Below are 24,742 nucleotides of genomic sequence, written 5' to 3'. Positions count from 1 at the left end.
TGACTGGGGCGACCATGAATCGGCGCGCGGTGTCATGCTGGTCAGATGAACCCCACTCCGGGCAGGCCCGATCGCACCCTGATCGCCGTTCTGTCCGTGATCGTAGTTCTGGTCATCGTCGCGCTCGTCGTCGTCTTCTCCCGCGGAGCGCGGGAGCAGCTCGGCCAGGCGACCCCGGCCGGTGTCGTCCAGCGCTACTCTGCCGCTGTCATCGACGGCGACGAGCAGAAGGCGGCCGGATTCCTCACCCCGCACGCCCTCGCGAGTTGCGACGCGGTCGGCGGCCGGGCCGCCGGCGACCTGAGGGTCACGCTCGTCTCGACGACGGAGCGGCCCGGTTCGGCCGACGTCACGGTGTCCATCGTCACCTCGGAGGATGCCGGCCCCTTCGGGTCCTCGGAATACGAGAGCCAGGAGGTGTTCGACCTGCTCACGGTCGACGGCGCCTGGAAGATCGACTCCGCGCCCTGGCAACTCGCGATCTGCCCGGGCACCACGACAACGACGGATGCCCCGTGATCGTCGGGGCAGGTCTCCTGGTCGCGCTCGGCGTCGTCATCGCCGCCATCGTGATCGGGGTCCGCCGGTCGCCGGCACCGCGGGGAGGGTCGGCCCAGCCGACGGTCCGGCGCCTGATCGCCTTCGTCCTCCTGTTCACCCTCGTCGTGATCGCCGCGATCGGTCTGGCCGGGCTGCTGGGGCGCCTGCTCGATGCGGGTAATGCTCTCGCAGGGGAAGACGTCGCCGGACTCGCCCGCTCGCTCGCCTTCACCCTGGTCGCCGGCCCCTTCGCCGCCCTGCTGTGGTGGGTGCTCCGGTGGCGCCTGGACGGCGAAGATCGGTCGTCCCTCGCCTGGGGCCTCTACCTCGCCGGCATGCGCACCGTCGCGCTCGTCGTCGCCTCGACCGCCCTGCTCGGCTCCGCAGCGGCCCTCGTGCGCGCGGACTGGCAGCCGCGCACCCTCGCCACCGGACTGGTCTGGGCCGCCGTGTGGGTGTGGCACACGTGGATGTCCAGGAATCCGGCCACGCATCCGCTGCGGCTCCCGACGGCGGCGATCGTTCTCGGGAGCGTGTTCGGTCTCGTGATCGGTACCGGCGGAGCCGTCACGGCGCTCGGCGCGCTGCTCGACTCGGCCATCACCGGGTCGGGGGCATCGACGTTCGCGGGTGCCCCGTGGTGGTGGCTCCCCCTCGAAGGCCTGGTCTGGTGCGCCGGCGGCGGCGCCGTGTGGTGGTGGCACTGGCTGCACGACAGGGCAGTCACCCTCCGCGGCGGGCTCGCCGACGTCGCTTTCATCGCCAGCGGAATCGGCGGAGCGGCGATCCTCACCCTCGCCGGGGCGGGCACAACGGTGTTCGTGCTGCTCAGGCTCTGCTTCGACCGCTCAGGCGCGTTCGGAAACGCCGAGTCCCTCACCGTCATCCTCGATCCCCTCGGCAACGCACTCGCGGCGGCGTCGATGGGCGCATTCGTCTGGGCCTATCACCGGGTCCTGGTTCCAGTCCGCGGCGACCAGACCCGGCAGGCGGCCGGCCTGGTCGTGTCCGGCATCGGGCTCGTCGGTGCGGCCTCCGGGCTCGGGGTCGTGGTGAACTCCCTGCTCGCGGCACTCGCGCAGCCGCTCGCCGACTCGAACCCGCGCACCCTGCTGCTCGGCGGCATCAGCGTCATGATCGCGGGCGGACCGGTCTGGTGGCTGGCCTGGCGTCCGCTGGCCCCGGCCGATCCATCCACAAGCTCCGCGACCGCCCGGCGCGTCTACCTGATCCTGGTCTTCGGTGTCAGCGCCGTCGTCGCGCTGGTCGCCCTCCTCCTGATCGGCTACCGCATCTTCGAGTTCGGTCTCGGGTCCGCGTCCGGGTCCCCATCCGGGAGCAGCCTGCTCGAGCGGGTGCGCGCCCCGCTGGGGCTCCTCATCGCGACCGGCCTCGCCGCCGGGTACCACTTCGCCGTCTGGCAGCGCGACAGGGCCATGAGCGCCGCGACGCCGGGCCGGCAATGCACCATCGGACGGGTGATCCTGGTCACCGGCGCGTCCCCCGAACCGCTCCGGCGGGCGATCACCGAGACCACAGGGGCATCCGTGACCGTCTGGGCGCGGGCAGAGGGCAACGCAGACGCAGGCGCCGAAGCGGGCACGGACAGCACTGCAGGCGGCCCATCCGCCGCGGAGATCACCGCGGCCCTCGACGGGGTCACCGGCAAACGGGTGCTCGTCGTGACGGGCCCCGGCTCCGGGGTCACCGTGATCCGGCTGCGGGACTGAACCTCGGGCACCGGCGTCAGGACGCCGGATTCAGAGCGCGGGGTTCAGACGGCGGGGTTCAGAGGGCGGGGTTCAGAGGGCGGGCGCCCGGCGACGCCACGGCATCCGCCCCAGTCCCCGGCCCCGCGCCCGCACCGGTTCGGGCAGAAGCTCCCTGTGCACCAGACGCAGGATGCCCGTGCGTGCGGGCGACTTCGGCGCGGCATCGCGCAGCGTGCGGCCGGTCAGCACGGCAGCGTCGGCGCCGGACTGGTCGTGCGGGACCAGGAACGGGGCGTGGATGCCGCCGAACCGGCGCAGCGCTGCGACGACCTGCCGGTTGGCGTCGATCCCAACGGCGCTCGGCCGCACCCGGTTCATCACGACGCTGACCCTGTCCGTCGAGACCGCCTCGGCGAGCTCGGCCCACGACCGCAGGAAGCGGGCAAGCCCGACGGGGTCGGCAAGCCCGCACGCGACGACGTGGTCCGCTGACCGGAGCGCGGTGAGCGTCGCAGCGTTCCGCCGCGGCGCGAACAGGTCGCTCGAGATCTCCTCGTCGCTTTCGAGGCTGAAGCCGGTGTCGAGGACGACGTAGTCGGCCCAGTTCCGCAGCACCTCGATGGTCTTCGAGACGCGCTCGCCCGACAGCTCCGGCCAGCGCGAGGGGCGCCCGATGCCCGTGAGCACCCAGAACGCGCCGCGCGGCGAGGTGTAGCGCTGCGCGATGCGTTCGAGTTCCGGCCGGGTGAGGCTGTCGGTCCCGGCGAGGCGGCAGGCCGCGGCGAAACCGGGCGATTCGTCGAGCATCCCGAGGGCCGGCGCGATCCCGCCTCCGTAGCTGTCGACGTCGACGAGCGCCACGGTGTGGCCCGCCGCCGCGACCTCGGCGGCGATGTTGATCGCGAGCGTCGTGCGGCCCGGCGCGCCGGAGGGCCCCCAGACCGCGATCACGGTGCCACGAGCGGACACTGTGCGCGTGGCCTCCCGCTCGGCGACCCGCAACGGGATCACCACGCCGGCCTCGATCACCGCCTCGATGCCCGCCCATTCCGCTGTCGCGTCGATCACGTCGAGGAGGCCGAGTCCCGCCGCGTTCCTGCGGTCCTGGTCGGTCGCGGCGAGGGCGATCACGCGCACACCGTGCTCGTCGCACGCCCGGATCACGGCGGCACTCAGCGTCGCCCGTCCCGCGCTCACGAGCGCGACGTCGGCCTCTGTGCGGTCCAGGACCGCGAGCAGTTCCGCTCCCCGCGACAGCCGGGCGAGGACGGAGTGCCCGTACTGCACGATATCCGCGAGGAGGCGGTCTTCCGTCGAACGGTCGAGCGCGAGCAGCAGCCGGGCCATGGTCAACCTCCGAGGGGCTGGTTGGCCGGAACGACCGCGATCGCCGCTCCGTTGGCGATCGCGGTGAGTACGGCGGCGACGGCCTCCCTGGGCACCCGGAGCTCGACCGAGCGGCGGCCGGCTCCCACCGAAAGCCCGCCCGGTTCAAGCACGCGCACCACCCCCGCCTGCCCGACGAGCACGGCAGGCGGCCCGAACGCACCCCGCTCGGTCTGCGGCGACGACCACACGTCGACAACAGCGCCAGGCGCGACCGCCTGCGCGAGGGCGTCCGTCGGTTCGACGACGACCGTCGTCACGCCCGCCTCAGCGGATGCGCCGACCGCGGACACCGGGATCAGCTCGCCTGCTGCGACGGTCCTGGCCAGGACCAGGCCGTCCGCGGGCATCCGCTCGGGGGTCACGTAGAGCGGGAGCGTGCCGTCCAGGCGGACCTGGCTGAGCTCGAGGTCGGCGGCCGTCACCCGGTCGCCGACGATGAGGGCGCCACGGGCGGCGTAGACGGCGGTCGTGCGGTCGCTGCCTGCGACGACCGCAGAGACGCCGCCGACCGCACCGAGCACGAGCACCAGGCCGATGAGCAGGCGCGGGTCGAACCAGACTCCCGGGCGTCGTGCGCGATTCGGCCTCGAGACCATGGTCGCCCCTCTCCTCGGCGAGGGCAGCTGCCGCCCGCCTGATCAATGGTTTCTATCGTCGCCGTTCCCGGCCCACGGCGGGAAAGTTATCCACAGGCTGTCGTTTTCCCGGCGGGACACCGCGGGAACCCCCGATAATCGAAGCATGAACGCTCCCGACGCCTATCGTGGGCTGGGCCGCTTCCTCACCCTCGCGGACACCGCCGACATACTCGCCCTGACCGCGGCAGAGGTGAGCGAGCTTGTGCACACGGGCGAGCTTCCTGCCATCCGGATCGGCCCGTCCGCGCCCGAGCGGATGCAGCACTGGCGCGTGGAGCGGGTCGTGCTCGAGTCGTACATCGAGGCCAAGTACGAAGAGGCCAGGCGGCTGTCGCTGTGGGAGCAGTCCGACTACGCGAACATCCCCGAGCTCTCCGGCGGCACGATCATCCGGCCGCCCGACTGAACCCGGCCGGCGCGGTCAGGGCAGGCACAGCAGCTGGATCCCGGCGAGGGGAATGATCCGGTATTGCCTCACCTCGGAGCTGCGGCGCGGCACCCCGCGGTCGTGCATCGCGAGGTCGATGTGGTCGCGACCGACCCGGTCGATCGTTCCACTGAGGAGACCACCCGGCGTGTGCACCTCGACGAACCTGCGCCGCCTGGCCAGGTCGCGGAGCACGAAGGCGAACCCGATGCGGTCGACGACCCCCGACCCGGGTTCCGCGGGCGCGGCGAGGGAGGCACGCACCTCCGCAGACTGCAGGATCACCCCGGCGATCGCCGCGATCGGAACGACGCACTGCGGAGCGCCCCGGGCGGGGACACCGGGCGGGGCCGTCCCTGCCGACGCCGTTGGCGTGTCGAGGATCTCGGCGGCGAGTCAGTCCCGCCCGAACGTCGTCGGGCGGATGGCCAGCGTGACCCCGGAGGTGAGCACCAGCCGCACGACACCGCCGCCCGCGCGCGGGCCCGAACCGGCGCCCAGGCCCATCAGCCGGTGCCGCAGCGATAACCGGCCGAGCCGGAGCCGTTCCTCTTCCGCGCGCAGCTCGAGGTCCTCGGCGTTCAGCTCGTGTTCGAGCTGTCCCTCGAGGTCGTCGAACAGGTTGTCCCAGCGCACACACACGACGCTAACTCGCCGCGAACCGGCCAGCCGGGTTATCCACAGGACATATAAGCGCACGACACCGCGGGCATCCGCTGGTTGAGTAGCGAACCTGCACCTCAGCACCCGGAACCCCCGGAGGAGTCATGAGCGATTCAGTCGGCAAGAGTGAGCAGGCGAGCGCCCGAGCGGAGCGGTTCGCCGAGGAAGATTACTTCGGGCAGCAGCCGAGTTCCCGCGGGCAACTGCCGGATCCGGAGCCGCTGCTCATCAACCTCACCCGGTGCGTGATCGAGGTGCTCTCCGGGGCCCGCGAACTCGACCAGCTCGCGCGCTGGGTGAGCGACGACGTCTACCGGCACCTGCTGAAACGGGTCGTCCTCTCCAACCGGGCGCGGGCGGTCAAAGGGCTCCGGGCGCAACGGCCCACGATCTCCATCGGCAGGGTCACCATCACGGAACCGAGGGACGGGGTGGTCGAAGCCGTCGTCATCGTGCACAGCAAGGTGCGGGTGCGCGCGGTGGCGTTGCGCCTCGAGGGCCTCGACAACCGCTGGCGGGCCAGCGCGATCAACGTGCTGTGACGGCAGTATCCCCTGCAGCTCGCGACTCCGGGTCCGCGCCGGCCGCCGGACCGGCACCCAGGCCCACCGCGGGAAGGATCACCCCGTCGATCAAGGAGATCAGGAATTCCCTGTCGATGGTCTTGCGCTCGAACAGGATCCGCATGGAGGCCATGGCCGTGGTCACGGTCGACAGGTTGTCGATGTCGCAGCGCGACGAGATCTCGCCGCGCTCGACGGCCCGGCGCAACAGGAAGCGATGCGCGGTCACCCGGGGTTCGACGACGGAGACGCGGGCGGTTTCGGCGAGCTCGGGCGAGTGGGCGAGGAGGGACATCAGGCCGGCGATGACCCGGAGCTTCTTCTCGCCGTCCTCGATCGAGTGCGGCTTGATCATGGCGATCAGGTCCCCGCGCAGCGTGCCCGTGTCCGGGAGTTGGGACAGGTTCAGGTCACCGTTCTTCATGCACGCGACCGCGTCGATGACAAGTTCGCCCTTCGAGGGCCATCGCCGGTAGAGGGTGGCCTTGCCCGCTTTGGCCCGGGCCGCGACCATGTCGATGGTCATGCCCTCATACCCGCATTCGGCGAGCACGTCGACGGCAGCGGCGAGGATGTCAGGGTCGCGGGTGTGGTCCCGTCTGCGTCCGAGCTTGACGGGCTCCGTCTCCTCGGCGGGATCGAGCTGCGTCGTCGCCACACTCACCACTTTCTGATCGAAGTCTTCTGATCGAATGTTACCCGGAGGTAAATTCAGGAACTGTTAAGATCCGGAACTCCACAGTATCGTATATAGTCGCCTTCATGCCAAAGACTTCCGCCACTTCGTCCACTCTAACGAGCACGCCCGTGCCGCATTCCCGGCGCTGGTGGACCCTCAGCACCGTCGCCCTCGCCCAGCTCATGGTCGTACTCGACTCGACCGTGGTCAACATCGCGCTGCCCTCCGCGCAGACCGACCTCGGCTTCTCCAACGGAGACCGCCAGTGGATCATCACCGCGTATTCCCTCGCGTTCGCGAGCCTCCTCCTGCTCGGCGGACGCCTGTCCGACCTGATCGGCCGGAAGCGCACCTTCATCATCGGACTGATCGGCTTCGCAGCCGCCTCGGCACTCGGCGGTGCGGCAGGCACCTTCGGGCTGCTCGTCGGCGCCCGGACCCTGCAGGGCGCGTTCGGCGCCCTCCTCGCCCCGACCGCCCTCGCCGTTCTCACGACGACGTTCACCATCCCGAAGGAACGCGCCCGTGCCTTCGGGATCTTCGGAGCGATCGCCGGTGCCGGCGGCGCCGTCGGACTGCTCCTCGGCGGCTTCCTCACCCAGAACCTCGACTGGCGCTGGAACCTCTACATCAACATCCCCATCGCCGTGATCGGGGTGATCGGTGCGATCGTCTTCGTCGACCACCTCGAGCGCACCGGCCCGCGCCCGAAGCTCGACATTCCCGGCACAATCCTGGTCTCCGGAGCCCTCTTCGGCCTCGTCTACGGCTTCTCCAACGCCGAGACCGACGGCTGGGACTCACCGCTGACCTGGGGCATGCTCGCGGGGGCCGTCGTGCTGCTCGTCGCGTTCGTGCTGTGGCAGCGCCGTGCCGCGCATCCGCTTCTGCCGCTCGTGATCGTGCTCGACCGCAACCGCGGTGCCGCGTACCTCTCGGTGCTGATCGCCGGCGCAGGCATGTTCGGCATCTTCCTGTTCGTCACGTACTACCTGCAGGTCTCACTGGGCTACACCCCGGTCCAGACCGGACTGTCATTCCTGCCGATGATCGCCATGCTCGTCGTCGCGGCCCAGTTGTCGACGAACATCTTCGTGCCCCGGTTCGGCCCGAAGATCATGGTGCCGTTCGGCATGACGCTCGGAGCCCTCGGAATGATCTACCTGACCCATCTCGACCTGGGCAGCACCTACGCCGCCGACATACTGCCGCCCCTGATGATCCTCGGCTTCGCGATGGGCTCGATCATGCCCGCCTCGATGCAGACGGCGACGCTCGGCGTCGACCGGCAGTTCGCCGGGGTCGCCTCCGCGATGGTGAACACGAGCCAGCAGGTCGGCGGGTCGATCGGCACCGCTCTGCTCAACACGCTCGCCGCGACCGCCGCGACGAACTTCCTGGCCGCGAACACCCCGCTCACCGCTGCGGTGGCCGCGGATGCCGCAATCCACAGCTACGCGGTCGCATACTGGTGGGGCGCCGGCTTCTTCGCCGTCGGCGCGGTCCTCGCGGCGCTGCTCTTCCGGCGGATGGGCCATGGCGTGTCGCTCTCGAACCCGCACGGCACCCCCGCGGCAGTGCCCACCGAAGTGCCGCTTCCGGTGCACTAGGCACGGGTCGCACACGACGGAAGGCCGGGTCCCGAGGGACCCGGCCTTCCGTCGTGTGCGACGGGCGGTGCTACTTCTTGCCCTGGGCCCGACGCTCGGCGCGGTTCACCGGAACGGCCGGCGTCCCGGAGTCGCGCTGGCCGAAGGCGCCGCGACGGGGAGGACCAGCGGGAGCCGCTGACTCCTCCGCAGGGGCATCTCCTGCGTTCGCGTCCGTCTCGGCCCGGCGGGCACGGTCGGTCGCGGCCTGCTGGATCTGGCCGCGCTGGTTGCGCACCTCGACTCCGCCGGAATCGCTCGGTGCGGTGTAGCTGAGCTTGTCGGCACCGGAATCCTCACCGGGGGTGAGGCCCTTGGCGACGACGACGGGCGCGGCGACGGGATCTGGCGCCTGGTTGACCTCGACCTCGAGGTTGAACAGGAAGCCGACGGTCTCCTCGCGGATCTGGCCCATCATCTGCTGGAACATGGCGAAACCCTCACGCTGGTACTCGACGAGCGGGTCACGCTGGGCCATCGCACGGAGGCCGATGCCGTCCTTGAGGTAGTCCATCTCGTAGAGGTGCTCGCGCCAGCGGCGGTCGATCACGGAGAGCACGACGCGGCGCTCGAGTTCGCGCATGGCCGGGGAGCCGAGGCTGGACTCGCGCTTCTGGTAGGCGACCCGAGCGTCGGAGAGGATCTCCCTGCGCATGAAGTCGCGGTTGATCCTGCCCCGGTTGCCTGCCTCGGAGATGACCTCGTCGATGGTGATGCCGACGGGATAGAGGGTTCTGAGCTCGGTCCACAGCGCGTCGAAGTCCCAGTCGTCGCCGTTGCCCTCACCGGTGTGCACGCTGAGAACCTCGTCGATCACGTCTTCCAGGAAGCGCTGGGTGCGCTCGTGGAGGTCGTCACCCTCGAGGATGTGACGGCGGTCGCCGTAGATCGCTTCGCGCTGGCGGTTGAGCACGTCGTCGTACTTGAGCACGTTCTTGCGAATCTCGGCGTTGCGGCCCTCGACCTGCGACTGGGCAGAGCGGATGGCGCGGCTCACAACCTTGGATTCGATCGCCATGTCGTCGGGCACACCCTGGCGGCTCATCAGGCTCTCGGCGGCTCCCGCGTTGAAGAGGCGCATCAGGTCGTCGGTCAGGGACAGGTAGAAGCGGCTCTCTCCCGGGTCGCCCTGGCGTCCGCTGCGTCCGCGGAGCTGGTTGTCGATGCGGCGCGATTCGTGGCGCTCTGTGCCGAGAACGTAGAGACCGCCGGCCTCGACGACCTTCTCGGCTTCCTCGGAGACCTTCGCCTTGACCGCGGCGAAGACGTCGTCCCACTCGGTCTCGTATTCTTCGGGCGTCTCGATGGGGCTGAGGCCCTTCGCGTTCATCTCGGCGACGGCGAGGAACTCGGCGTTGCCACCGAGCATGACGTCGGTTCCACGACCGGCCATGTTCGTGGCGACCGTGACGGAGCCGAGGCGACCGGCCTGGGCGACGATCGCGGCTTCCCGCGCGTGGTTCTTCGCGTTGAGAACCTCGTGGCGGACCCCTCGCTTGGCGAGCAGGCGGGAGAGGTATTCGCTCTTCTCGACGCTCGTCGTTCCGACGAGGACGGGCTGGCCCTTCTCGTGCCTGCCGACGATGTCCTCGACGACCTGGCCGAACTTGGCCTCCTCGTTCTTGTAGACGAGGTCGGACTGGTCGATGCGCTTCATCGGCTTGTTGGTGGGGATCGAGACCACGCCGAGCTTGTATGTGCTCATGAACTCGGCTGCCTCAGTCTCGGCGGTTCCGGTCATGCCGGACAGCTTCGTGTAGAGCCGGAAGTAGTTCTGCAGGGTGACTGTCGCGAGGGTCTGGTTCTCGGCCTTGACCGCGACACCCTCCTTGGCCTCGATGGCCTGGTGAATGCCCTCGTTGTACCGTCGGCCCATCAGGATGCGACCGGTGTGCTCGTCGACGATGAGAACCTCGCCGTTCATCACGACGTAGTCCTTGTCCTTCTTGAACAGGGCGTTCGCCTTGATCGCGTTGTTCAGGAACGAGATCAGCGGGGTGTTCGCCGATTCGTAGAGGTTGTCGATGCCGAGGTAGTCCTCGACCTTTTCGATGCCGGGTTCGAGCACGCCGACGGTGCGCTTCTTCTCGTCGACCTCGAAGTCGACCTCGGGGACGAGCCGTTTGGTCAGGCTCGCGAACTCGGTGAACCAGCGGTTCGCCTCGCCCGATGCCGGACCGGAGATGATCAGCGGGGTGCGGGCCTCGTCGATCAGGATCGAGTCGACCTCGTCGACGATCGCGTAGTAGTGGCCGCGCTGGACCATGTCGGCTGCCTGCCACGCCATGTTGTCGCGCAGGTAGTCGAAGCCGAACTCATTGTTCGTGCCGTAGGTGATGTCCGCGAGGTACTGGTCATGGCGCTGCGCGGGGGTCTGGCCGGACAGGATGCACCCGGTGGTCATGCCGAGGGCACGGAACACGCGGCCCATCAGCTCGCTCTGGTAGCTCGCGAGGTAGTCGTTCACGGTGATGATGTGCACACCGCGGCTTGTGATGGCGTTGAGGTACGCCGCGGTCGTCGCGACGAGCGTCTTGCCCTCACCGGTCTTCATCTCGGCGATGTTGCCGAGGTGCAGGGCCGCCCCGCCCATGAGCTGCACGTCGAAGTGCCGCAAGCCCAGGGTGCGGGTCGAGGCCTCGCGTACGGCGGCGAACGCCTCTGGCAGCAAGTCGTCGAGCGACTCGCCGTTCGAGTAGCGTTCCCGCAGCACGACGGTTTCGTTCTTCAGCTCCTCGTCGGTGAGCTGGCTGAAGTCTTCTTCCAGCGCATTGATGGCTTTCGCATACTGCTCGAGACGACGCAGGACGCGTCCTTCACCAACACGAAGAACCTTTTCAAGGATTGAGGCCACGAATGCACTCCACTAGTCACGGCGCCGTTACGCCTGTCGTCTCGGTGAGATGAACCAGGGTCTGGCTGCTCACGCGACGGATTGAACCACGCCGGCACTGTTGTGCGCCGGTGTGCGGCAACTATAACAATGCTAGTTGGTCAGGGAGTGCACTCGACGGCCTACCGGACGCCTTACTCGGCGGCGACCCGCAACTCCTCGCTGTTCTCGGCCAGTTCGATGACCCCGTAGTCCCAGCCCTTGCGGCGGTAGACCACACTCGGCCGGTTCGTCTCGGAGTCCTGGAACAGGTAGAAGTCGTGCCCGACGAGTTCCATGAAGTACAGGGCGTCGTCGACGGTCATCGGGGCGGCGGAGAAGACCTTGCGGCGGATGACGACCGGCGTGTACACCTCGTCCGCTTCCTCCTCGGCGGCGGTGGCCGCGGCGGCTGCCTCCGACTCGGTGGGGCGGATCACGCGGATGACTCCGGTGCGCACCTCGTCGAGGGTTTCGGCGTCGGCCGGCTTGATGTCGACGACGCTGAAGTCAACGGATGCCGCGTCGTGCAGCGAGGTGGGGCGGTGCGCTCCGCCACGGTGCAGCTTCTGGCGGTCCTTGGCGCGGCGCACGCGCTCGAGGAGCCGTCCGAGTGCCACGTCGAAGGCTGCGTACTTGTCCGAACCGTCCGCTTCAGCGCGGACGATGGGACCCTTCCCGATCAGGGTCAGCTCGACCCTGTCATTGCCGGTGGCTGAACCCTTTTCGCGGTTCCGGCTGAGCTTGACTTCGAGGGCGAGGGCCTTGTCGGCAAGGCCGGCGATCTTCTCAGCCTTTTCCGACGCATATGACCGGAAACGATCAGTGATCCCCAGGTTTCGTCCGACGATGTTAGTTTCCATGACGACCTCCAGATCTGGCGAACCGCCCGGTCCCGGGCGATTGGTGCGCGCCTTTAGCTCCACCGTAGCCCTGCCGGCGGGAGAAGTCACCGCAATTTGTCAATCGGTTTCTGATGAACGATGTGTGACAGGTAGGCGTCTCCGGGTTTCCGCGAGGGCGGCCACGCCCACGACCTCTCCCCCGGCGGCGAGGATGGCGCGGCGGGCTTCGAGAACGGTGGCGCCCGTCGTCACGATGTCGTCGACGAGCAGGCAGCGCACCCCGGTCAGGGAACGAAGGGCGCGCAGCGAACCGTCCCGGTTCCTGGACCTGGCGGCACGGTCGAGCCCGACCTGGTCGGCGGTCTCCCGGCCGGTGAGGACCCGGTGCGGTGCGAGTCCGGCCCGGCGGAGCAGCAGCTCGACCGGGAGGAAACCGCGCGCCCGCCAGGCCCGTCGCGACGAGGGAATCGTGACCAGGCGGATGCCGGTCTCCGCAGCGCCGCGGGACTCCACTGGTCCGCCGGACTCCACTGCGGCGAGCGCGGCCACGACCGCGGCCAGGAGCGCAGGGGCGAGCGCGGCGGCGGCATCCGTTCGCCCTCCGTCCTTGAAACTCGCGATCACGCGTCGCGGAACGCCGGCATAGTCGAGCCCCGCCCAGACCCGCAGGCCGCCGCGCTCGGTCACGCGCACGGCAGGCACCAGGAGGGCGCGGCAGGCCGCGCAGAGGGCGCGGTCCGGCGCCCCGCAACCGCTGCACGCCGTGGGCAGGAGAACGGCCCACGCGTCCAGGACGGCCCGCCACGCCTCCCGTGCCGTTCGTGCCGTTCGTGCCGCGCCGGTCCCGGTCATGCCGCCAGACTGCCCGACCTGACGCGAGCGCATGATCGCGAGCGCACGGCGGTGCGCGCGCGGCCGTGCGCCGGCGCTGTGGAGGACAGGCCCGCGCCTACCCGCCGATTCCCTGCTGGGTGGCCACGAGAGTCACGTCGTCGATGCGCTCCTGCCAGCCGACTCCGCGCTGCATCATCAGGCCGCCCGTTGTGGCGAGTGCGCGCACGTCCCTCAGGGTGTTGCTTCCCGTGATCGTCGCACTGCCCGGCGCTGACTCGATGCTGGAACTGACGCCGCCGAGCTGCTGGGTCACGATGCGGTCCTCTCCGGTCGGGAGCGCGACGAGGTAGGCGACCGTGAGCTCGTCGATCCAGGTGGCGTCGAGGGGGATGCCCGGAACGGACTGGAGCTGGACTTCGTCTCCGAGGGCGACCGGAACGGACTTGTCCCGCTTGATCGAGACGACCACGAAGCGGGTCTCCGTTCCAGAGGTGAGCAGCGCGATCAGCCGGGTACCGTCCCGGGACACCCGCAACGCCACGATTCCGGAGGCCTCCGGCCAGGAGGTCGGCACGGCCGTCGCATCCCCGTTTGGGCTGTAGACGAACAGCTCACCGGGACGGTTCGAGGGCACGGACCAGACGTAGCCGAAGTTGTCGACGGCCGGCGCGATGAGGCCGGGCCGCGGATCGAGCAGCTTCGCGACCTCGCCGACCCGGACGGAGGAGACCCCGGTCGCGGCCCGCGCCGCCGCGACGGTCTGCCCCGGTGAGAGGGTGACCGCCGTCGGGCCGAGCGCGACGACCTGGTCGGAGAGCCCGGGGATCGGGGTGACCGTCTTCCCTGCTGCGGACAGGAACCCGAAGGCGCCCTGACGGAGTACGAGCGCCCGGGCGTCCACCCGCGGGTTGACGATCGGGGCGTTGGCGCCGAGGTCCCCGATGTCCTGGGAGTTCTGGTTGATCGAGATCGTGACGGTGATGCCCGTGGGGAGGCTGTTTGTGAGCTGCGCCCGCATCCGCTGCAGGGTGACCCTGTCTGCGTTCAGGGCTTCGCCGTTGAGGTCGACCTTCGCGTCGCGCGAGACGACCTGCACGGCATCCGCGGTGAGCTTGGTTCCATCGGGGAACGCGCTGACAACGGCCCCGCCCAGCCACGGGCTCGGCCCGTGCAGCACTCCGTTGACGATCTTGGTCAGGGTGGCGCCCCCGCGCGGGAACCAGCGCAGGTCTGGCACCAGGAACGCGAAGCTCGAATCGAAGAAGTAGAGCGCCTGGGAGCTGAACACGTCGCTGAACGTGGTCTGGTCGACGACGGTGCCGTTCGGCGCAGCGCTGATCCGCCACTGGTCACCGACCTTCTGGAACTGGTAGCGCAGCACGACGGGCGAGGGAGACTCGACCTCGTGGTATTCACCGATCCCGTCGACGTCGGCGATGGGATTCACCGAGAACTGCATGGTCTGGCCGTCGACGGGGATGATGGTGCGCGCCGTCCCGTCGTCGACCGTCACCCCGGCATCCGCCGCCCAGGCGCCGCTGAAACCGGGGGCGAGGAATTCGCGGGCGATCGCGTAGTCGTTCTCCGGGCTGGTCTGGGCGTCGATGAAACCGCGCAGGATGTTTTCCTGGCTGGCATCGGCCTGCGGGTGCGACGGCAGGAAGACGGGTGCGGGGTTGTCCCCGGCTGCGACCGCCTGCCCGGTGCGCACGCTGCCGCTCCGGGGAATCCCCGAGCATCCGCTGAGCAGGACCGCGAGCACGAGGAGGGCTGCCAGCGTGCCCCCTGCGCGCCAGGGTCCGCCTCCACGGGTTTCCCGGGTCGCATGGATTGCACGGCGGATGCCGTCGCTCCGGTCAGTCATGGATCGCTCCCTCACCGTGTTGGGCGCCCTTGACCCCGGCCCGGCCGACCTCGCCGACCGTGAGGCGCGGCAGGGTTCCGTCGGACCCGGCGTCCTCCGGCGGCAGCGGGCTCGGCGAGCTCGTGATCTCGCCGCGCGCGGTCCGGGGCAGGGTCAGCCGGAAGCACGAGCCCTTCCCGGGGCTCGACCAGACCTGGAGCCAGCCGCGGTGCACGGTCGCGTCCTCGAGTGAGATCGAGAGGCCGAGGCCCGTGCCGCCGATGGTGCGCTTGCGGGAGGGGTCTGCCCGCCAGAACCGGTCGAAGACGTGGTTGACGTCGACCTGGCTCATGCCGAGGCCGTAGTCGCGCACCGAGAGGGCAACGGCGGACTCGTTGCTGTCGACCGAGACGATGACGGGCTTGCCCTCGCCGTGCTCGATCGCGTTGCCGATCAGGTTGTGCATGATCCGGCGGATGCGACGGGGATCGACCTCCGCGTCGAGGTGTCCTCCCGGGGCGACGAGGTTGAGCCGGGTGCCCTTGGATTCGGCGAGCGACCGCAGGCCCTCGACGGCATCTGCGGCGAGGTGCACGAGGTTCGTCGGCTCGGCCTCGAGTTCGACCGACCCGGCGTCGTACTTGCTGATCTCGAGCAGGTCCGCGAGCAGGAGTTCGAATCGCTCGACCTGGGTGTGCAGGAGTTCCGCAGTTCGACCCGTCGCAGGGGGGAAGGCGGCCCGCTGGTCGTAGAGCATGTCGCCGGCCAGCCGGATCGTCGTCAGCGGGGTGCGCAGCTCGTGCGACACGTCGGAGACGAAGCGCTGCTGCACCTCGGAGAGGTCGGCGAGCTCCTTGATCTGGCTCTGCAGGCTGTCCGCCATCCCATTGAACGACCGGGCGAGGGTCGTGATGACGTCGTCGCCCTTGACGGGCAGCCGCACACCGAGGTCCCCGGAGGCCAGCCGCTGGCTGGTCTCGGCCGCGACCCGGATCGGCGTCACCACGAAGCGCACCACGATCCAGGTCACCGCACCGATCAGGATGATGAGCAGGAGCCCGGCGATGCCGAGGGTTCGCTGCACGAACTGCAGTGTCGTTTCCGCCTCGCCGAGGTTGTAGCCGATGTAGAGCTCGTACCGGCCGGCGACGGGGACGGTGATCTGCGAACCGACGACGATCCCGGCGACCTGGCCGTCGTCATCCGTCGCCAGGGCCACCGACTGCCAGAACTGGGTGCCCGGCGAGCCCTGGACGGCGGTGCGCAGCTCGGGCGAGATGACCTCGGTCGAGTCGCCGAATGTCGAGAAGTCCTGGGGCACGGACGTCGACGGGTCCTGACCGGGAACCCGGAACACGGCGACAAGCCGGCTCGAGGACGCCGCGGAAATGGCGCTCCGCGCCGAGGCAAGCAGGCTCTGCACCTGGACCCGGTCGGCCGCGTCCGAGGAATCCAGGATCCCCTGGGCCGCGCTCGTCGCCCGGTTCGAGTCGAGTTCGACCTGGCTGAGCCGGGACTGGAAGAGATCGTTGCCGACGCTCACCGAGACATACACGCCGACCATGACGATGGCGATGCCGGACAGCACGACCGTGATGGTCACGGTGCGGAACTGCAGGGAGGACCGCCAGGTGCGAAGCAGGCGGGCACGCCAGGATCTCCAGTCGCGCCAGTCCCTGCGCCATGTTCGGGCAAACCCGGTCGGTTCGGCCATGCGGAGCCTAGATGGCCGCGCCGGCCCGGTACCCGACACCGCGGACCGTCATCACGATGCGGGGGTTGTCCGGATCGTCCTCGACCTTGGCGCGGAGGCGTTGCACGTGCACGTTCACGAGCCGGGTGTCGGCCTTGTAGTGGTAGCCCCACACCTGCTCGAGCAGCATCTCCCGGGTGAACACCTGCTGGGGACGGGACGCGAGGGTGAGGAGGAGGTCGAATTCGAGTGGGGTCAGGCCGATCTGCCGGTCGCCGCGGCGCACCTCGTGCCCGGCGGCGTCGACGGTGAGGTCGCCGATCGAGAGGTTCGCGGGAGAATCCGTTGACACCGGCCGCAGCCGCGTGCGGATCCTGGCGACGAGTTCCTTCGGGTTGAACGGTTTGACCATGTAGTCGTCCGCGCCGGATTCGAGGCCCTTGACCACATCCGTCGTATCGGTGCGAGCGGTGAGCATGATGATGGGCGTTCCCGATTCGGCGCGGATCAGGGTGCACACCTCGATGCCGTCGAGGCCGGGCAGCATCAGGTCGAGCAGGACCAGATCGGGTTTGATCGTCCGGAATGCGTCGAGCGCGAGTGAGCCGTCTTCGCAGAAGTGCGGGTCGAAACCTTCACCCTGCAAGACAATGCCGATCATTTCCGCCAGCGCGGTGTCGTCGTCGACGACCAAAATGCGTGCGTTCATCCAACCGTTTTCTGCTTAGGTCACCGGAGGGAATACTCCCGGTGAGTCATGCAATCACTGACACCAGAGTAGTCGAGGGGGGCTGGCATTGCCCGTCGCGCCCGTTTCGATGCCGAGTATGCCAGCATAGGTCTCGTGACGGACCCGCAGAACTGGCACGCACCGACAGGTGACGCGTACGATCGACCGCGCTACGGCGAATACGCGCCGCCGCCGGCGTCCGGTGCACCCCAGGCCTGGGGTCCTCCTCCCGCGTGGACCCCGCCGCCGCGCCCCGGCCTCCTCCCGTTGCGGCCGCTCGGTTTCGGCTCCCTGCTCTGGGCGCCCTTCCAGGTGCTGCGGCGCAATCCCAAGGCCACGTTCGGAAGCGCACTCCTCGTGCAGGGCGCGATCCTCCTGGTCACCCTGCTGATCGTCGGCCCGGTGACGGTGCTCGCCCTCGGCAGGGTCGACAGCGCCCCGCTCGCGGACAGGGACGCGGTCCAGGCCGGCGCCAACCTCACCATCGTGTTGTCGGCGATCGTGCCGATCCTCCTCTCCGTGATCGCCTCCGCGATGCTCCAGGGCGTCATCGTCGTCGAGGTCTCCCGTGCCATGCTCGGCCAGAAGCTCCGGCTCGGCCAGCTCTGGCGGGCGGCCGGCCGACGCCTCTGGCCGCTCGCACTCTGGTCCGCGATCCTCAGCGGAGCCCTTCTCCTCGGCCTGGCCATCGTCGCTGGGGTCGTCGTCGTGTTCGTGTTGCTCGGAGGAGCCGGCGTCGTCTTCGGGATCGTCTTCGGCATCCTCGGCGCACTCGGCATCCTCGCGCTCTCGGCCTGGCTGGCCACGAAGACGTCCCTCGTCCCGAGCCTGATCGTGCTCGAACGCCTCGGCATCGGGGCGGCCATCGCCCGATCGTGGTCGCTCACGAGGGGCTATTTCTGGCGCACGCTCGGAGTGCAGTTCCTTGTCGCCGCGATTGTGAACATCGTCTCGCAGATCGTCTCGACACCGCTGTCGCTGCTCGGCGGCGTCGCGGTCTCCCTCATCGACCCGACCGGCGCCATCGACTCCTGGATCCCCGTGATCGTGCTGTACGTGCTGACCATTCTCCTGAGCCTCGTACTCGGGGCCGTCGCCGCGGTGGTCCAGTCCGGCACGACAGCGCTGATCTACATCGACCTGCGGATGCGCAAGGAAGGCCTCGACCTCGACCTGCAGCGCTTCGTCGAGTCTTCCCCCGGCAACGACGCTGCCGACCCGTACCTGATCCCTGCCGGGCGGATGCCGGCGGCCCCGCAGTCATGACCGGTGCGGGGGGCACGTGGTCTGGTCCGTTCCTGGGGGGCATCCCTGTCGATCCCGATGCCCCGACGGCCACGGCCTGGTTGCGGGACGAGCTCGCCAAGCCGCCGTACCAGGCCGCGCGGCCGACCTGGTTCGACCTGGTCAGCAAGGCCTTCTTCGACTGGTTCGCTTCACTGGGCGTGCCGTCTGGCGCGGGCCTCGGACCCTGGGTCCCGCTCGTCGTGACGCTTGTCGTCGTCGCCGTCGTCGTGGTCGCCGTGCTCGTCTTCGGGTTGCCTCGGTGGAACAGGCGCAGCGCCCTGCAGCACGAGATGTTCGGCAGGAACGACGCCCGGTCCTCAGACGAGTTGCGCCGGGCGGCGCTGTCGGCAGCATCGCACAAGGACTGGAACCTCGCGATCAGCGAGATGTTCCGGGCCCTGGCACGGTCGCTCATCGAACGCACGGTGCTCTTCATCACGCCCGGCACGACCGCGCACAACTTCGCCGACCGGGCGGCAACGGCGTTCCCGGAGGAGCGGGTCAGCCTCCGGACGGCGGCTGACCTCTTCGACGGCGTGCGCTACCTCAACGCCGAGGGCACCGAGTCCGGCTTCCTGTCCCTCGCCGCGCTCGAAAGCGCCCTGCGCACGCGGACGCCGACGACCCGCGAAGACCCGGCCCCGACGGCAATGCGGTGACCACTCTCGCGGGCGCCGATGCCGTAGCGACGACCCCGACCCTGCGCGCCGCCGCACGGCGCTCGCGGTTCTGGGTGCTCGCCGGCGTCGGCGCCCTGCTCGTCGCCATCGCGGCGACGCTGCTCGCGGGCGCCGGTTCAAGCGGAGGGACCCCGCTCGCCGCCGACAACGCCGCACCGGCGGGCGCCCGCGCCCTCGTCGAGGTGCTGCGCCAGCAGGGGGTGCGCGTCACGACAGCGGACTCCCTGGACGAGGCTCGCACGATCGCCGCGGCGAGCACGGATCCGACCCTGTTCTTCAGTGACCCGAACGGCTATCTGACGAACGACCGGATCTCGGCCATGGCGGCCCTCGCACCCCGGACCGTCGTGGTCTCCCCCGATTTCCTCCTGCTGCAGACGCTGACCCCCGCAGTCGGCTTCGGCGGGGTCGCCGACAGCCTGGACGGCCCTGGCGATCGCTGCGACCTGCCCGCTGCGATCAGGGCAGGCGGCGTCGCCCCCGGCGGGAAGACGCTCAGCCTCCCCGCCGACTCCGCGGAAAGCGGTTGTTTCCCGTCCGGTCGGAACTCATTCGCCGTCGTCGGCGCGACCCTGCCGTCCACAGAGCTGACCCTCGTCGCCGATGGCGCCATCTTCAGCAACGACGAGATCACGGCATCCGGTCACGCGGCGCTCGCACTCGGGCTGCTCGGGCCGAGCGCCGACCTGATCTGGTACCTGCCGACCCTGACGGATGTCGCGGTCACCGGCCCGCCGAGCCTCGGCGAGTTGACGCCGGGCTGGGTCACGCCCTCGATCCTGCTGCTCGCGGTCGTCTTCCTCGCCGCGGCCGTGTGGCAGGGCAGGCGACTCGGACCGCTCGTCGCCGAGAACCTGCCGGTGACCGTACGCGCGAGCGAGACGATGGAAGGCAGGGCCCGCCTCTATGCCCGCGGCAACGCGCGCCTCCGCGCCCTCGACTCCCTGCGGGTCGCCACCGTGCAGCGCCTCGCGACCCGGGTCGGGCTGTCCAGGCTCGCGAGCCTCGACGACGTCGTGCTCGCGGTGTCCGCACTGACCGGTCGGGCACCGGCCGAGGTGCGCTTCGTCCTCGTCGACGGAGTCCCGGCGACGGACCGCGACCTCATTGCCCAGTCCGACCTCCTCCAGGACCTGGAGCGAGCCGTGATCGCCGCGAGCGGCCTGCCCGCTGATCCGCCGGCATCCGCCCCACCCACCGCAACCACCCCCGGAAGAATGGACCCATGAGCACACCGACCGATACCATCGTTTCCCTTCGGGAATCGCTCGCGCATGTTCGCACCGAGGTCGGCAAGGCCGTCGTCGGCCAGGACGGCGCAGTGACGGGACTCATCATCGCCCTGCTCGCGCGCGGCCACGTGCTGCTCGAGGGCGTGCCCGGTGTCGCCAAGACCCTCCTAGTGCGCTCGCTCAGCCACGCGCTCAGCCTCGAGACGAAACGGGTTCAGTTCACGCCCGACCTGATGCCGGGCGACGTCACAGGGTCGCTCATCTACGACGCGCGGGCCGGCGAGTTCGAGTTCCGGAAGGGCCCGGTGTTCACGAACATCCTGCTCGCGGACGAGATCAACCGGACACCGCCGAAGACCCAGTCCGCACTGCTCGAGGCGATGGAGGAACGCCAGGTCAGCGTCGACGGCCGGACGATTCCGTTGCCGGACCCGTTCATCGTCGCCGCGACCATGAATCCGATCGAATACGAGGGCACGTACTCGCTGCCCGAGGCGCAGCTCGACCGGTTCCTGCTCAAGCTCGTGCTCGACGTGCCGGAACGCGACGCGGAGTTCGAGGTGCTCCGCCGCCACGCCGCCGGTTTCAACCCCCGCGACCTCACCGCGGCCGGGGTCACTCCCGTGCTCGGCGCCGAGCAGCTCACCGCCGCGCAGGCCGCCGTCATGGAGGTCGGCTCGAGCGCGGACGTGCTCGCATACATCGTGGATCTCGCGCGCGCGACCCGGCGCAGCCCCTCGGTCAAGCTCGGCGTGAGCCCCCGCGGGACGACGGCGCTTCTCGCGGCGACGAAAGCCTGGGCGTGGCTCAGCGGCTACGACTCGATCACTCCCGACCACGTCCAGGCGATGGTCCTCCCGGTCTGGCGGCACCGGATCCAGCTCCAGCCGGAAGCCGAGCTCGAGGGCGTGTTCGTGGACGCCATCCTGCGCAGCGTGCTCCAGCAGGTCCAGGTTCCGATCTAAGGTGACGGTCTCCGGTCGGTTCACACTGCTCGTCGCCCTCGGCGTCGTGCCAATTGTGCTGCTCGGACGCAGCCAGGCGGCCGCGGGCGGCATCCTCGCCCTGTGGCTGCTGCTTTCGGTCGGGCTCGGCCTGCTCGACCTCGCGCTGGCCGGCTCGCCCAGGGCCGTGCGCCTCGAACGCAGGCTGCCGGCAAGGGTGCGCCTCGGCGAAACCGTGACGAGCCTGCTGTACGTCACCAATTCCGGCTCCCGTCGCCTCCGCGCCCTCGTGCGGGATGCCTGGCAACCGTCGGCCGGCGCAGGCAACAACCGCACCCCTCTGTCCGTCCCGACAGGGGAACGCCGGCTCGTGTCCCTCCCGCTGACTCCGTTCCGGAGGGGAGAACGACGGGTGGACCGGGTCACGATCCGCTCGTACGGGCCGCTCGGCCTGTGGGCGCGCCAGGCCACGCTCGAGGCGCCCGGGCGCATCCGTGTCCTGCCGCCCTTCAACGCCCGGAAGCACCTGCCCTCGCGCATCACCCGGCTCAAGGAACTCGACGGGCGCACGAGCGTGCTCGTGCGCGGACAGGGCACCGAGTTCGACTTGCTGCGGGAGTATGTGCGCGGCGACGACGTGCGCTCGATCGACTGGCGGGCTACGGCGCGGCACAACGACGTGGTCGTGCGCACCTGGCGACCGGAGCGCGACCGGCGGGTGGTCATCGTGATCGACACCGGACGCACCTCCGCCGCGCGGATCGACAACGAGACGAGGCTCGACACCGCGTTCGAGGCGGCGCTGCTGCTCGCCGCGCTCGCGTCGAAGGCCGGAGACCGTGTCGACATGGTCGCCTTCGACCGGCGGGTGCGCGGCCGGGTGCAGGGCGCGCAGGGCGCAGAACTGCTGTCGCGGATGGTCGACACCCTTGCGGTGATCGACCCCGAACTCCTCGAAATGGACTGGGCCGGAGTGCCGGCCCAGGTGCGCGCGATCACGAGCCAGCGCGCCCTCGTCGTGCTGCTGACCTCGATCGATGCCGCGGGGGCGTCGACCGGACTGCTCGCGGTACTGCCCCAGCTGACCCGCCGCCACACCGTCGTCGTCGCGTCGGTCACCGACCCGACGACCGTGCAGGCGACCCACGAACGCGCCGACCGGGAGCAGGTCTACCGCGCCGCCGCTGCCGAACGGGCGCTGCTCGACGTCGCCAGGGTCGCCGCGGCGATCCGCCAGCAGGGTGCCGACGTCGTCACCGGTCCGCCAGCGGACCTGCCGCCCCGCCTCGCCGACCACTACCTCGCCCTGAAGCTCGCCGGCCGACTGTAGCCCGCTCGCGGCCCTCAGGACGCGTAGATGCGGGTGCTGCCGGCCTCGAACTCACCGATGTCGCCGGTCTCGCCGGAACGTGCGGCCCGTCGGCCGAGCACGAGCATGTACGTCAGGAACGCACACAGCGCGGCGAAGCCGATGCCGATCTTGACCGGCCACGGCCACGGCGCCGGGGTCACGAAGCCTTCGATCACGCCGGAGACGAGGAGGACGAAGACGAGGCCGATCGCAACCGTCGCGAGGGCTCGCGAGTCCGCCGCGAGAGCCTGCCCGCGGGTACGCCCACCGGGGGCGATCCAGGACCAGAAGATGCGAAGCCCCGCGGCCGCAGCGACGAAGATCGCGGTGAGCTCCAGCATCCCGTGCGGCGCGATGTAGAGGAAGAAGACGTCGCCCTTGCCGTATGCGAACATCACCGCGGCTGTCGTGCCGATGTTCTGGGCATTCGAGAGCACGATGTACGGCACGTAGAGGCCGAGGATACCGAAGGCGACGCACTGCGCGGCGATCCAGGCGTTGTTCGTCCAGACCTGGCCGGTGAACGACGCGGCGGGGTTGGCGGAGTAGTAGTCGACGAATTCAGAGTTCACGAGTTGCTGGAGCTGGGCGTCGGAGCCGAGGTTGGCGAGCACCCGGGGGTCGCCGGTGATCCAGACGGCATAGAGCACCGCGACCGCGACCGTCACGACCGCGACGCACAGCGTGAGCCAGCGCAGGCGGTAGAGCGCGGCGGGCAGTTGAAGGACGAAGAACCGAGGCACCTGGGACACGAGGTTCGCGCCGGCTCCGGTGAAGCGCAGCCGGGCGCGGGACAACGCGACGGAGAGCCGGTCGCCCGGGATCGTGGAGCCGGCCGTGCTCTTGATTGCGGACAGCTGGGTCGCGCCGGACTGGTACAGGCCGATCAGTTCGTCAGACTGAGCGCCGGAGAGCCGCCGCTCCCTGCCGAGCTCGGCGAGGCGGTCCCACTGGGCGCGGTGCGCCGTTGAATATGCGTCGAGGTCCATCTGCTCTAATAGTAGACATGGCACACCCCGGAAACGCGGCGGATCAGGGAGAAAGTTCTCCCTATGAGTACGAACTCGTCACTGGCGAGGCGGTCGCGCTTGATGTGCGGCCGGCGAGTTTCATCCTGCGCGCGGCCGGCACCATCATCGACTGGCTCGCCTATCTCGGTTTCTTCGTGGGACTCGCCTTCGCGGTCGACTTCGTCATGGGCGACGCCCTGGATCCAGCGCTCGCGCAGACGCTGGCGATTTCAGGGCTCGCGTTCTCGATCCTCGTCCTCCCGACTGTCGTGGAGACCGTGACCGGAGGACGCTCGCTCGGCAAGCTCGTGATCGGCGCCCGCATCGTGCGTGACGACGGCGGGTCCATTCAGCTGCGGCACGCCTTCACCCGCGCCCTCAGCGGAATCTTCGAGATCTACCTCACCTTCGGCGGCCTGGCCGCCACGACGGCACTGCTGAACGGCAAGTCCAAGCGCCTCGGCGACCTGATGGCCGGCACGTACAGCCAGTATGAACGGGTGGCCCGGTTCGACGAGCCGGTCCTCGGGCTTCCGCAAGAGCTCACCACCTGGTCGTACACCGTCGATGTCGTGCGGCTGCCTGACCGGCTCTCGCGCCGCATCGCCCAGTTTTTCCGCCAGTCCGGACGCCTGACCCCGGAGACACGCGTGCGCGTGGCAAGTGACCTCGCGGCGGAAGCGGCGCCCTTCGTCTCCCCGGTTCCCGCCGTCTCCCCCGAGGAGTTCCTCGCCGGCGTCGCCGCCGTGCGCCGCAGCCGCGAGTACGCGGCACTCCTCCTGGAACGAGATCGCCTCGAGCGCCTCCGCCCGGTGCTCACGCGCCTCCCCCACGATTTCCCCAACCGCTGAGCGGATGCTGCGCCGCCCCGCTACGGGTTGCGCGCCGGTTGCGCTGTTACGCGCCCGGCGTGTCCGGGGCGTAGCGGCGCTGGTGTCGCGCGGGGCCAGTGCAGGGCGGGGCCAGTGCAGGGCGGGCCGGCGGGCTGGCTGGCTGGCTGGCTGGCTGGCTGGTGGTTGCAGTGTGTGGGTTAAAGCAGAAAAGCCACCCCGTGGGGTGGCTTTTCTGGTGTTGCTAAGTTAAGTCCGGCGGTGTCCTACTCTCCCACAGGGTCCCCCCTGCAGTACCATCGGCGCTGAGAGTCTTAGCTTCCGGGTTCGG

General features: G+C 69.7%; 23 protein-coding genes and 1 rRNA gene. 11 read left to right on the top strand and 13 right to left on the bottom strand.

Translation table 11 applies throughout. The features are described 5' to 3' along the window. Nucleotides 1-45: 45 nt before the first annotated feature. The gene (locus E3O50_RS15160) at nucleotides 46-519 is read left to right on the top strand and encodes a hypothetical protein (protein WP_134560586.1); all 474 of its coding nucleotides are present in this window, start codon (nucleotides 46-48) and stop codon (nucleotides 517-519) included. Then, nucleotides 516-2,270, top strand: a complete 1,755-nt coding sequence (locus tag E3O50_RS15155; protein WP_241975496.1) for a DUF5671 domain-containing protein — start codon at nucleotides 516-518, stop codon at nucleotides 2,268-2,270. The genes E3O50_RS15160 and E3O50_RS15155 overlap by 4 nt, the downstream gene beginning before the upstream one ends. 72 nt (nucleotides 2,271-2,342) lie before the next feature. On the opposite strand, the gene E3O50_RS15150 is transcribed toward E3O50_RS15155, so the two are convergent. Both E3O50_RS15150 and E3O50_RS15145 read right to left on the bottom strand, forming a co-directional pair. Then, entirely contained in the window at nucleotides 2,343-3,599 is a 1,257-nt protein-coding gene (locus E3O50_RS15150) for a regulator (RefSeq protein ID WP_174774655.1), read from the bottom strand. Between the two features lie 2 nt (nucleotides 3,600-3,601). Beyond that, the gene (locus E3O50_RS15145; protein ID WP_134560584.1) at nucleotides 3,602-4,237 is read right to left on the bottom strand and encodes a hypothetical protein; all 636 of its coding nucleotides are present in this window, start codon (nucleotides 4,235-4,237) and stop codon (nucleotides 3,602-3,604) included. 145 nt (nucleotides 4,238-4,382) lie between these two features. On the opposite strand from E3O50_RS15145, the gene E3O50_RS15140 reads away from it, so the two are divergent. Then, nucleotides 4,383-4,685: a helix-turn-helix domain-containing protein gene (locus E3O50_RS15140; RefSeq protein WP_134449761.1), complete on the top strand. Its 303-nt coding sequence runs from the start codon at nucleotides 4,383-4,385 to the stop codon at nucleotides 4,683-4,685. 15 nt (nucleotides 4,686-4,700) lie between these two features. On the opposite strand, the gene E3O50_RS19725 is transcribed toward E3O50_RS15140, so the two are convergent. After that, on the bottom strand, nucleotides 4,701-4,991 hold the full coding sequence (locus tag E3O50_RS19725; RefSeq protein ID WP_241975495.1) for a hypothetical protein: 291 nt from the start codon (nucleotides 4,989-4,991) through the stop codon (nucleotides 4,701-4,703). A gap of 111 nt (nucleotides 4,992-5,102) precedes the next feature. Beyond that, complete coding sequence (locus E3O50_RS19720; protein ID WP_241975494.1) at nucleotides 5,103-5,342, bottom strand: hypothetical protein; 240 nt, start codon at nucleotides 5,340-5,342, stop codon at nucleotides 5,103-5,105. A gap of 131 nt (nucleotides 5,343-5,473) precedes the next feature. On the opposite strand from E3O50_RS19720, the gene E3O50_RS15130 reads away from it, so the two are divergent. Then, nucleotides 5,474-5,911 (top strand): Rv3235 family protein, encoded by a 438-nt coding sequence (locus E3O50_RS15130; protein WP_241975493.1) that lies wholly within the window; start codon nucleotides 5,474-5,476, stop codon nucleotides 5,909-5,911. Here the strand turns inward: E3O50_RS15130 and E3O50_RS15125 are convergent. Next, a complete protein-coding gene (locus E3O50_RS15125) occupies nucleotides 5,898-6,590 on the bottom strand; it encodes a TetR/AcrR family transcriptional regulator (RefSeq protein ID WP_134449759.1) in 693 nt (230 codons plus the stop codon). The genes E3O50_RS15130 and E3O50_RS15125 overlap by 14 nt on opposite strands. 104 nt (nucleotides 6,591-6,694) lie before the next feature. Here E3O50_RS15125 and E3O50_RS15120 point away from each other — a divergent pair, with 104 nt between their 5' ends. Then, the gene (locus tag E3O50_RS15120; protein WP_134560582.1) at nucleotides 6,695-8,221 is read left to right on the top strand and encodes an MFS transporter; all 1,527 of its coding nucleotides are present in this window, start codon (nucleotides 6,695-6,697) and stop codon (nucleotides 8,219-8,221) included. Nucleotides 8,222-8,291: 70 nt separating this feature from the next. Here the strand turns inward: E3O50_RS15120 and secA are convergent, their stop codons facing one another. The 6 genes from secA to mtrA form a co-directional block, all read right to left on the bottom strand. Beyond that, nucleotides 8,292-11,114, bottom strand: coding sequence for a preprotein translocase subunit SecA (gene secA, locus E3O50_RS15115; RefSeq protein ID WP_134560580.1), 2,823 nt, complete (start codon nucleotides 11,112-11,114; stop codon nucleotides 8,292-8,294). Nucleotides 11,115-11,287: 173 nt separating this feature from the next. Beyond that, nucleotides 11,288-11,995 (bottom strand): ribosome-associated translation inhibitor RaiA, encoded by a 708-nt coding sequence (raiA, locus tag E3O50_RS15110; protein WP_134449756.1) that lies wholly within the window; start codon nucleotides 11,993-11,995, stop codon nucleotides 11,288-11,290. Between the two features lie 99 nt (nucleotides 11,996-12,094). Then, nucleotides 12,095-12,829 carry a phosphoribosyltransferase family protein gene (locus E3O50_RS15105; RefSeq protein ID WP_166787411.1) on the bottom strand — a complete coding sequence of 245 codons (735 nt, stop codon included), beginning with the start codon at nucleotides 12,827-12,829 and terminating at the stop codon, nucleotides 12,095-12,097. Between the two features lie 97 nt (nucleotides 12,830-12,926). Further along, the gene (locus E3O50_RS15100) at nucleotides 12,927-14,675 is read right to left on the bottom strand and encodes an LpqB family beta-propeller domain-containing protein (RefSeq protein ID WP_134560578.1); all 1,749 of its coding nucleotides are present in this window, start codon (nucleotides 14,673-14,675) and stop codon (nucleotides 12,927-12,929) included. Next, entirely contained in the window at nucleotides 14,668-16,368 is a 1,701-nt protein-coding gene (gene mtrB / locus E3O50_RS15095; protein WP_134560576.1) for an MtrAB system histidine kinase MtrB, read from the bottom strand. Before mtrB ends, E3O50_RS15100 begins: the two co-directional genes overlap by 8 nt. 7 nt (nucleotides 16,369-16,375) lie before the next feature. After that, nucleotides 16,376-17,056, bottom strand: coding sequence for an MtrAB system response regulator MtrA (gene mtrA, locus E3O50_RS15090; RefSeq protein WP_134449752.1), 681 nt, complete (start codon nucleotides 17,054-17,056; stop codon nucleotides 16,376-16,378). A 135-nt stretch (nucleotides 17,057-17,191) separates the two neighbouring features. Here mtrA and E3O50_RS15085 point away from each other — a divergent pair, with 135 nt between their 5' ends. The 5 genes from E3O50_RS15085 to E3O50_RS15065 are packed head-to-tail and all read left to right on the top strand — an operon-like array spanning nucleotide 17,192 to nucleotide 22,550. Beyond that, complete coding sequence (locus E3O50_RS15085; protein ID WP_134560574.1) at nucleotides 17,192-18,343, top strand: hypothetical protein; 1,152 nt, start codon at nucleotides 17,192-17,194, stop codon at nucleotides 18,341-18,343. Further along, the gene (locus tag E3O50_RS15080) at nucleotides 18,340-19,023 is read left to right on the top strand and encodes a DUF4129 domain-containing protein (RefSeq protein ID WP_134560572.1); all 684 of its coding nucleotides are present in this window, start codon (nucleotides 18,340-18,342) and stop codon (nucleotides 19,021-19,023) included. The genes E3O50_RS15085 and E3O50_RS15080 overlap by 4 nt, the downstream gene beginning before the upstream one ends. Continuing rightward, a complete protein-coding gene (locus tag E3O50_RS15075; RefSeq protein WP_134560570.1) occupies nucleotides 19,020-20,273 on the top strand; it encodes a DUF4350 domain-containing protein in 1,254 nt (417 codons plus the stop codon). The genes E3O50_RS15080 and E3O50_RS15075 overlap by 4 nt, the downstream gene beginning before the upstream one ends. Then, entirely contained in the window at nucleotides 20,270-21,241 is a 972-nt protein-coding gene (locus E3O50_RS15070) for a MoxR family ATPase (protein WP_134560568.1), read from the top strand. Before E3O50_RS15075 ends, E3O50_RS15070 begins: the two co-directional genes overlap by 4 nt. A gap of 1 nt (nucleotide 21,242) precedes the next feature. Then, a complete protein-coding gene (locus tag E3O50_RS15065; RefSeq protein ID WP_134560566.1) occupies nucleotides 21,243-22,550 on the top strand; it encodes a DUF58 domain-containing protein in 1,308 nt (435 codons plus the stop codon). Nucleotides 22,551-22,564: 14 nt separating this feature from the next. Here E3O50_RS15065 and E3O50_RS15060 read toward each other — a convergent pair whose 3' ends face one another. Then, nucleotides 22,565-23,560, bottom strand: a complete 996-nt coding sequence (locus E3O50_RS15060) for a stage II sporulation protein M (RefSeq protein ID WP_134560564.1) — start codon at nucleotides 23,558-23,560, stop codon at nucleotides 22,565-22,567. Between the two features lie 17 nt (nucleotides 23,561-23,577). On the opposite strand from E3O50_RS15060, the gene E3O50_RS15055 reads away from it, so the two are divergent. Continuing rightward, entirely contained in the window at nucleotides 23,578-24,432 is an 855-nt protein-coding gene (locus E3O50_RS15055; RefSeq protein WP_134560562.1) for an RDD family protein, read from the top strand. 232 nt (nucleotides 24,433-24,664) lie between these two features. Here the strand turns inward: E3O50_RS15055 and rrf are convergent. Beyond that, nucleotides 24,665-24,742 (bottom strand): 5S ribosomal RNA (gene rrf / locus E3O50_RS15050); the annotation flags it as partial.

It is taken from the genome of Cryobacterium sp. MDB1-18-1 (genome assembly GCF_004402735.1).
Classification (GTDB): domain Bacteria; phylum Actinomycetota; class Actinomycetes; order Actinomycetales; family Microbacteriaceae; genus Cryobacterium; species Cryobacterium glucosi.
The sequence above is the reverse complement of the archived record's forward strand: the minus strand, read 5'-3'. Positions and strand labels throughout refer to the sequence as shown.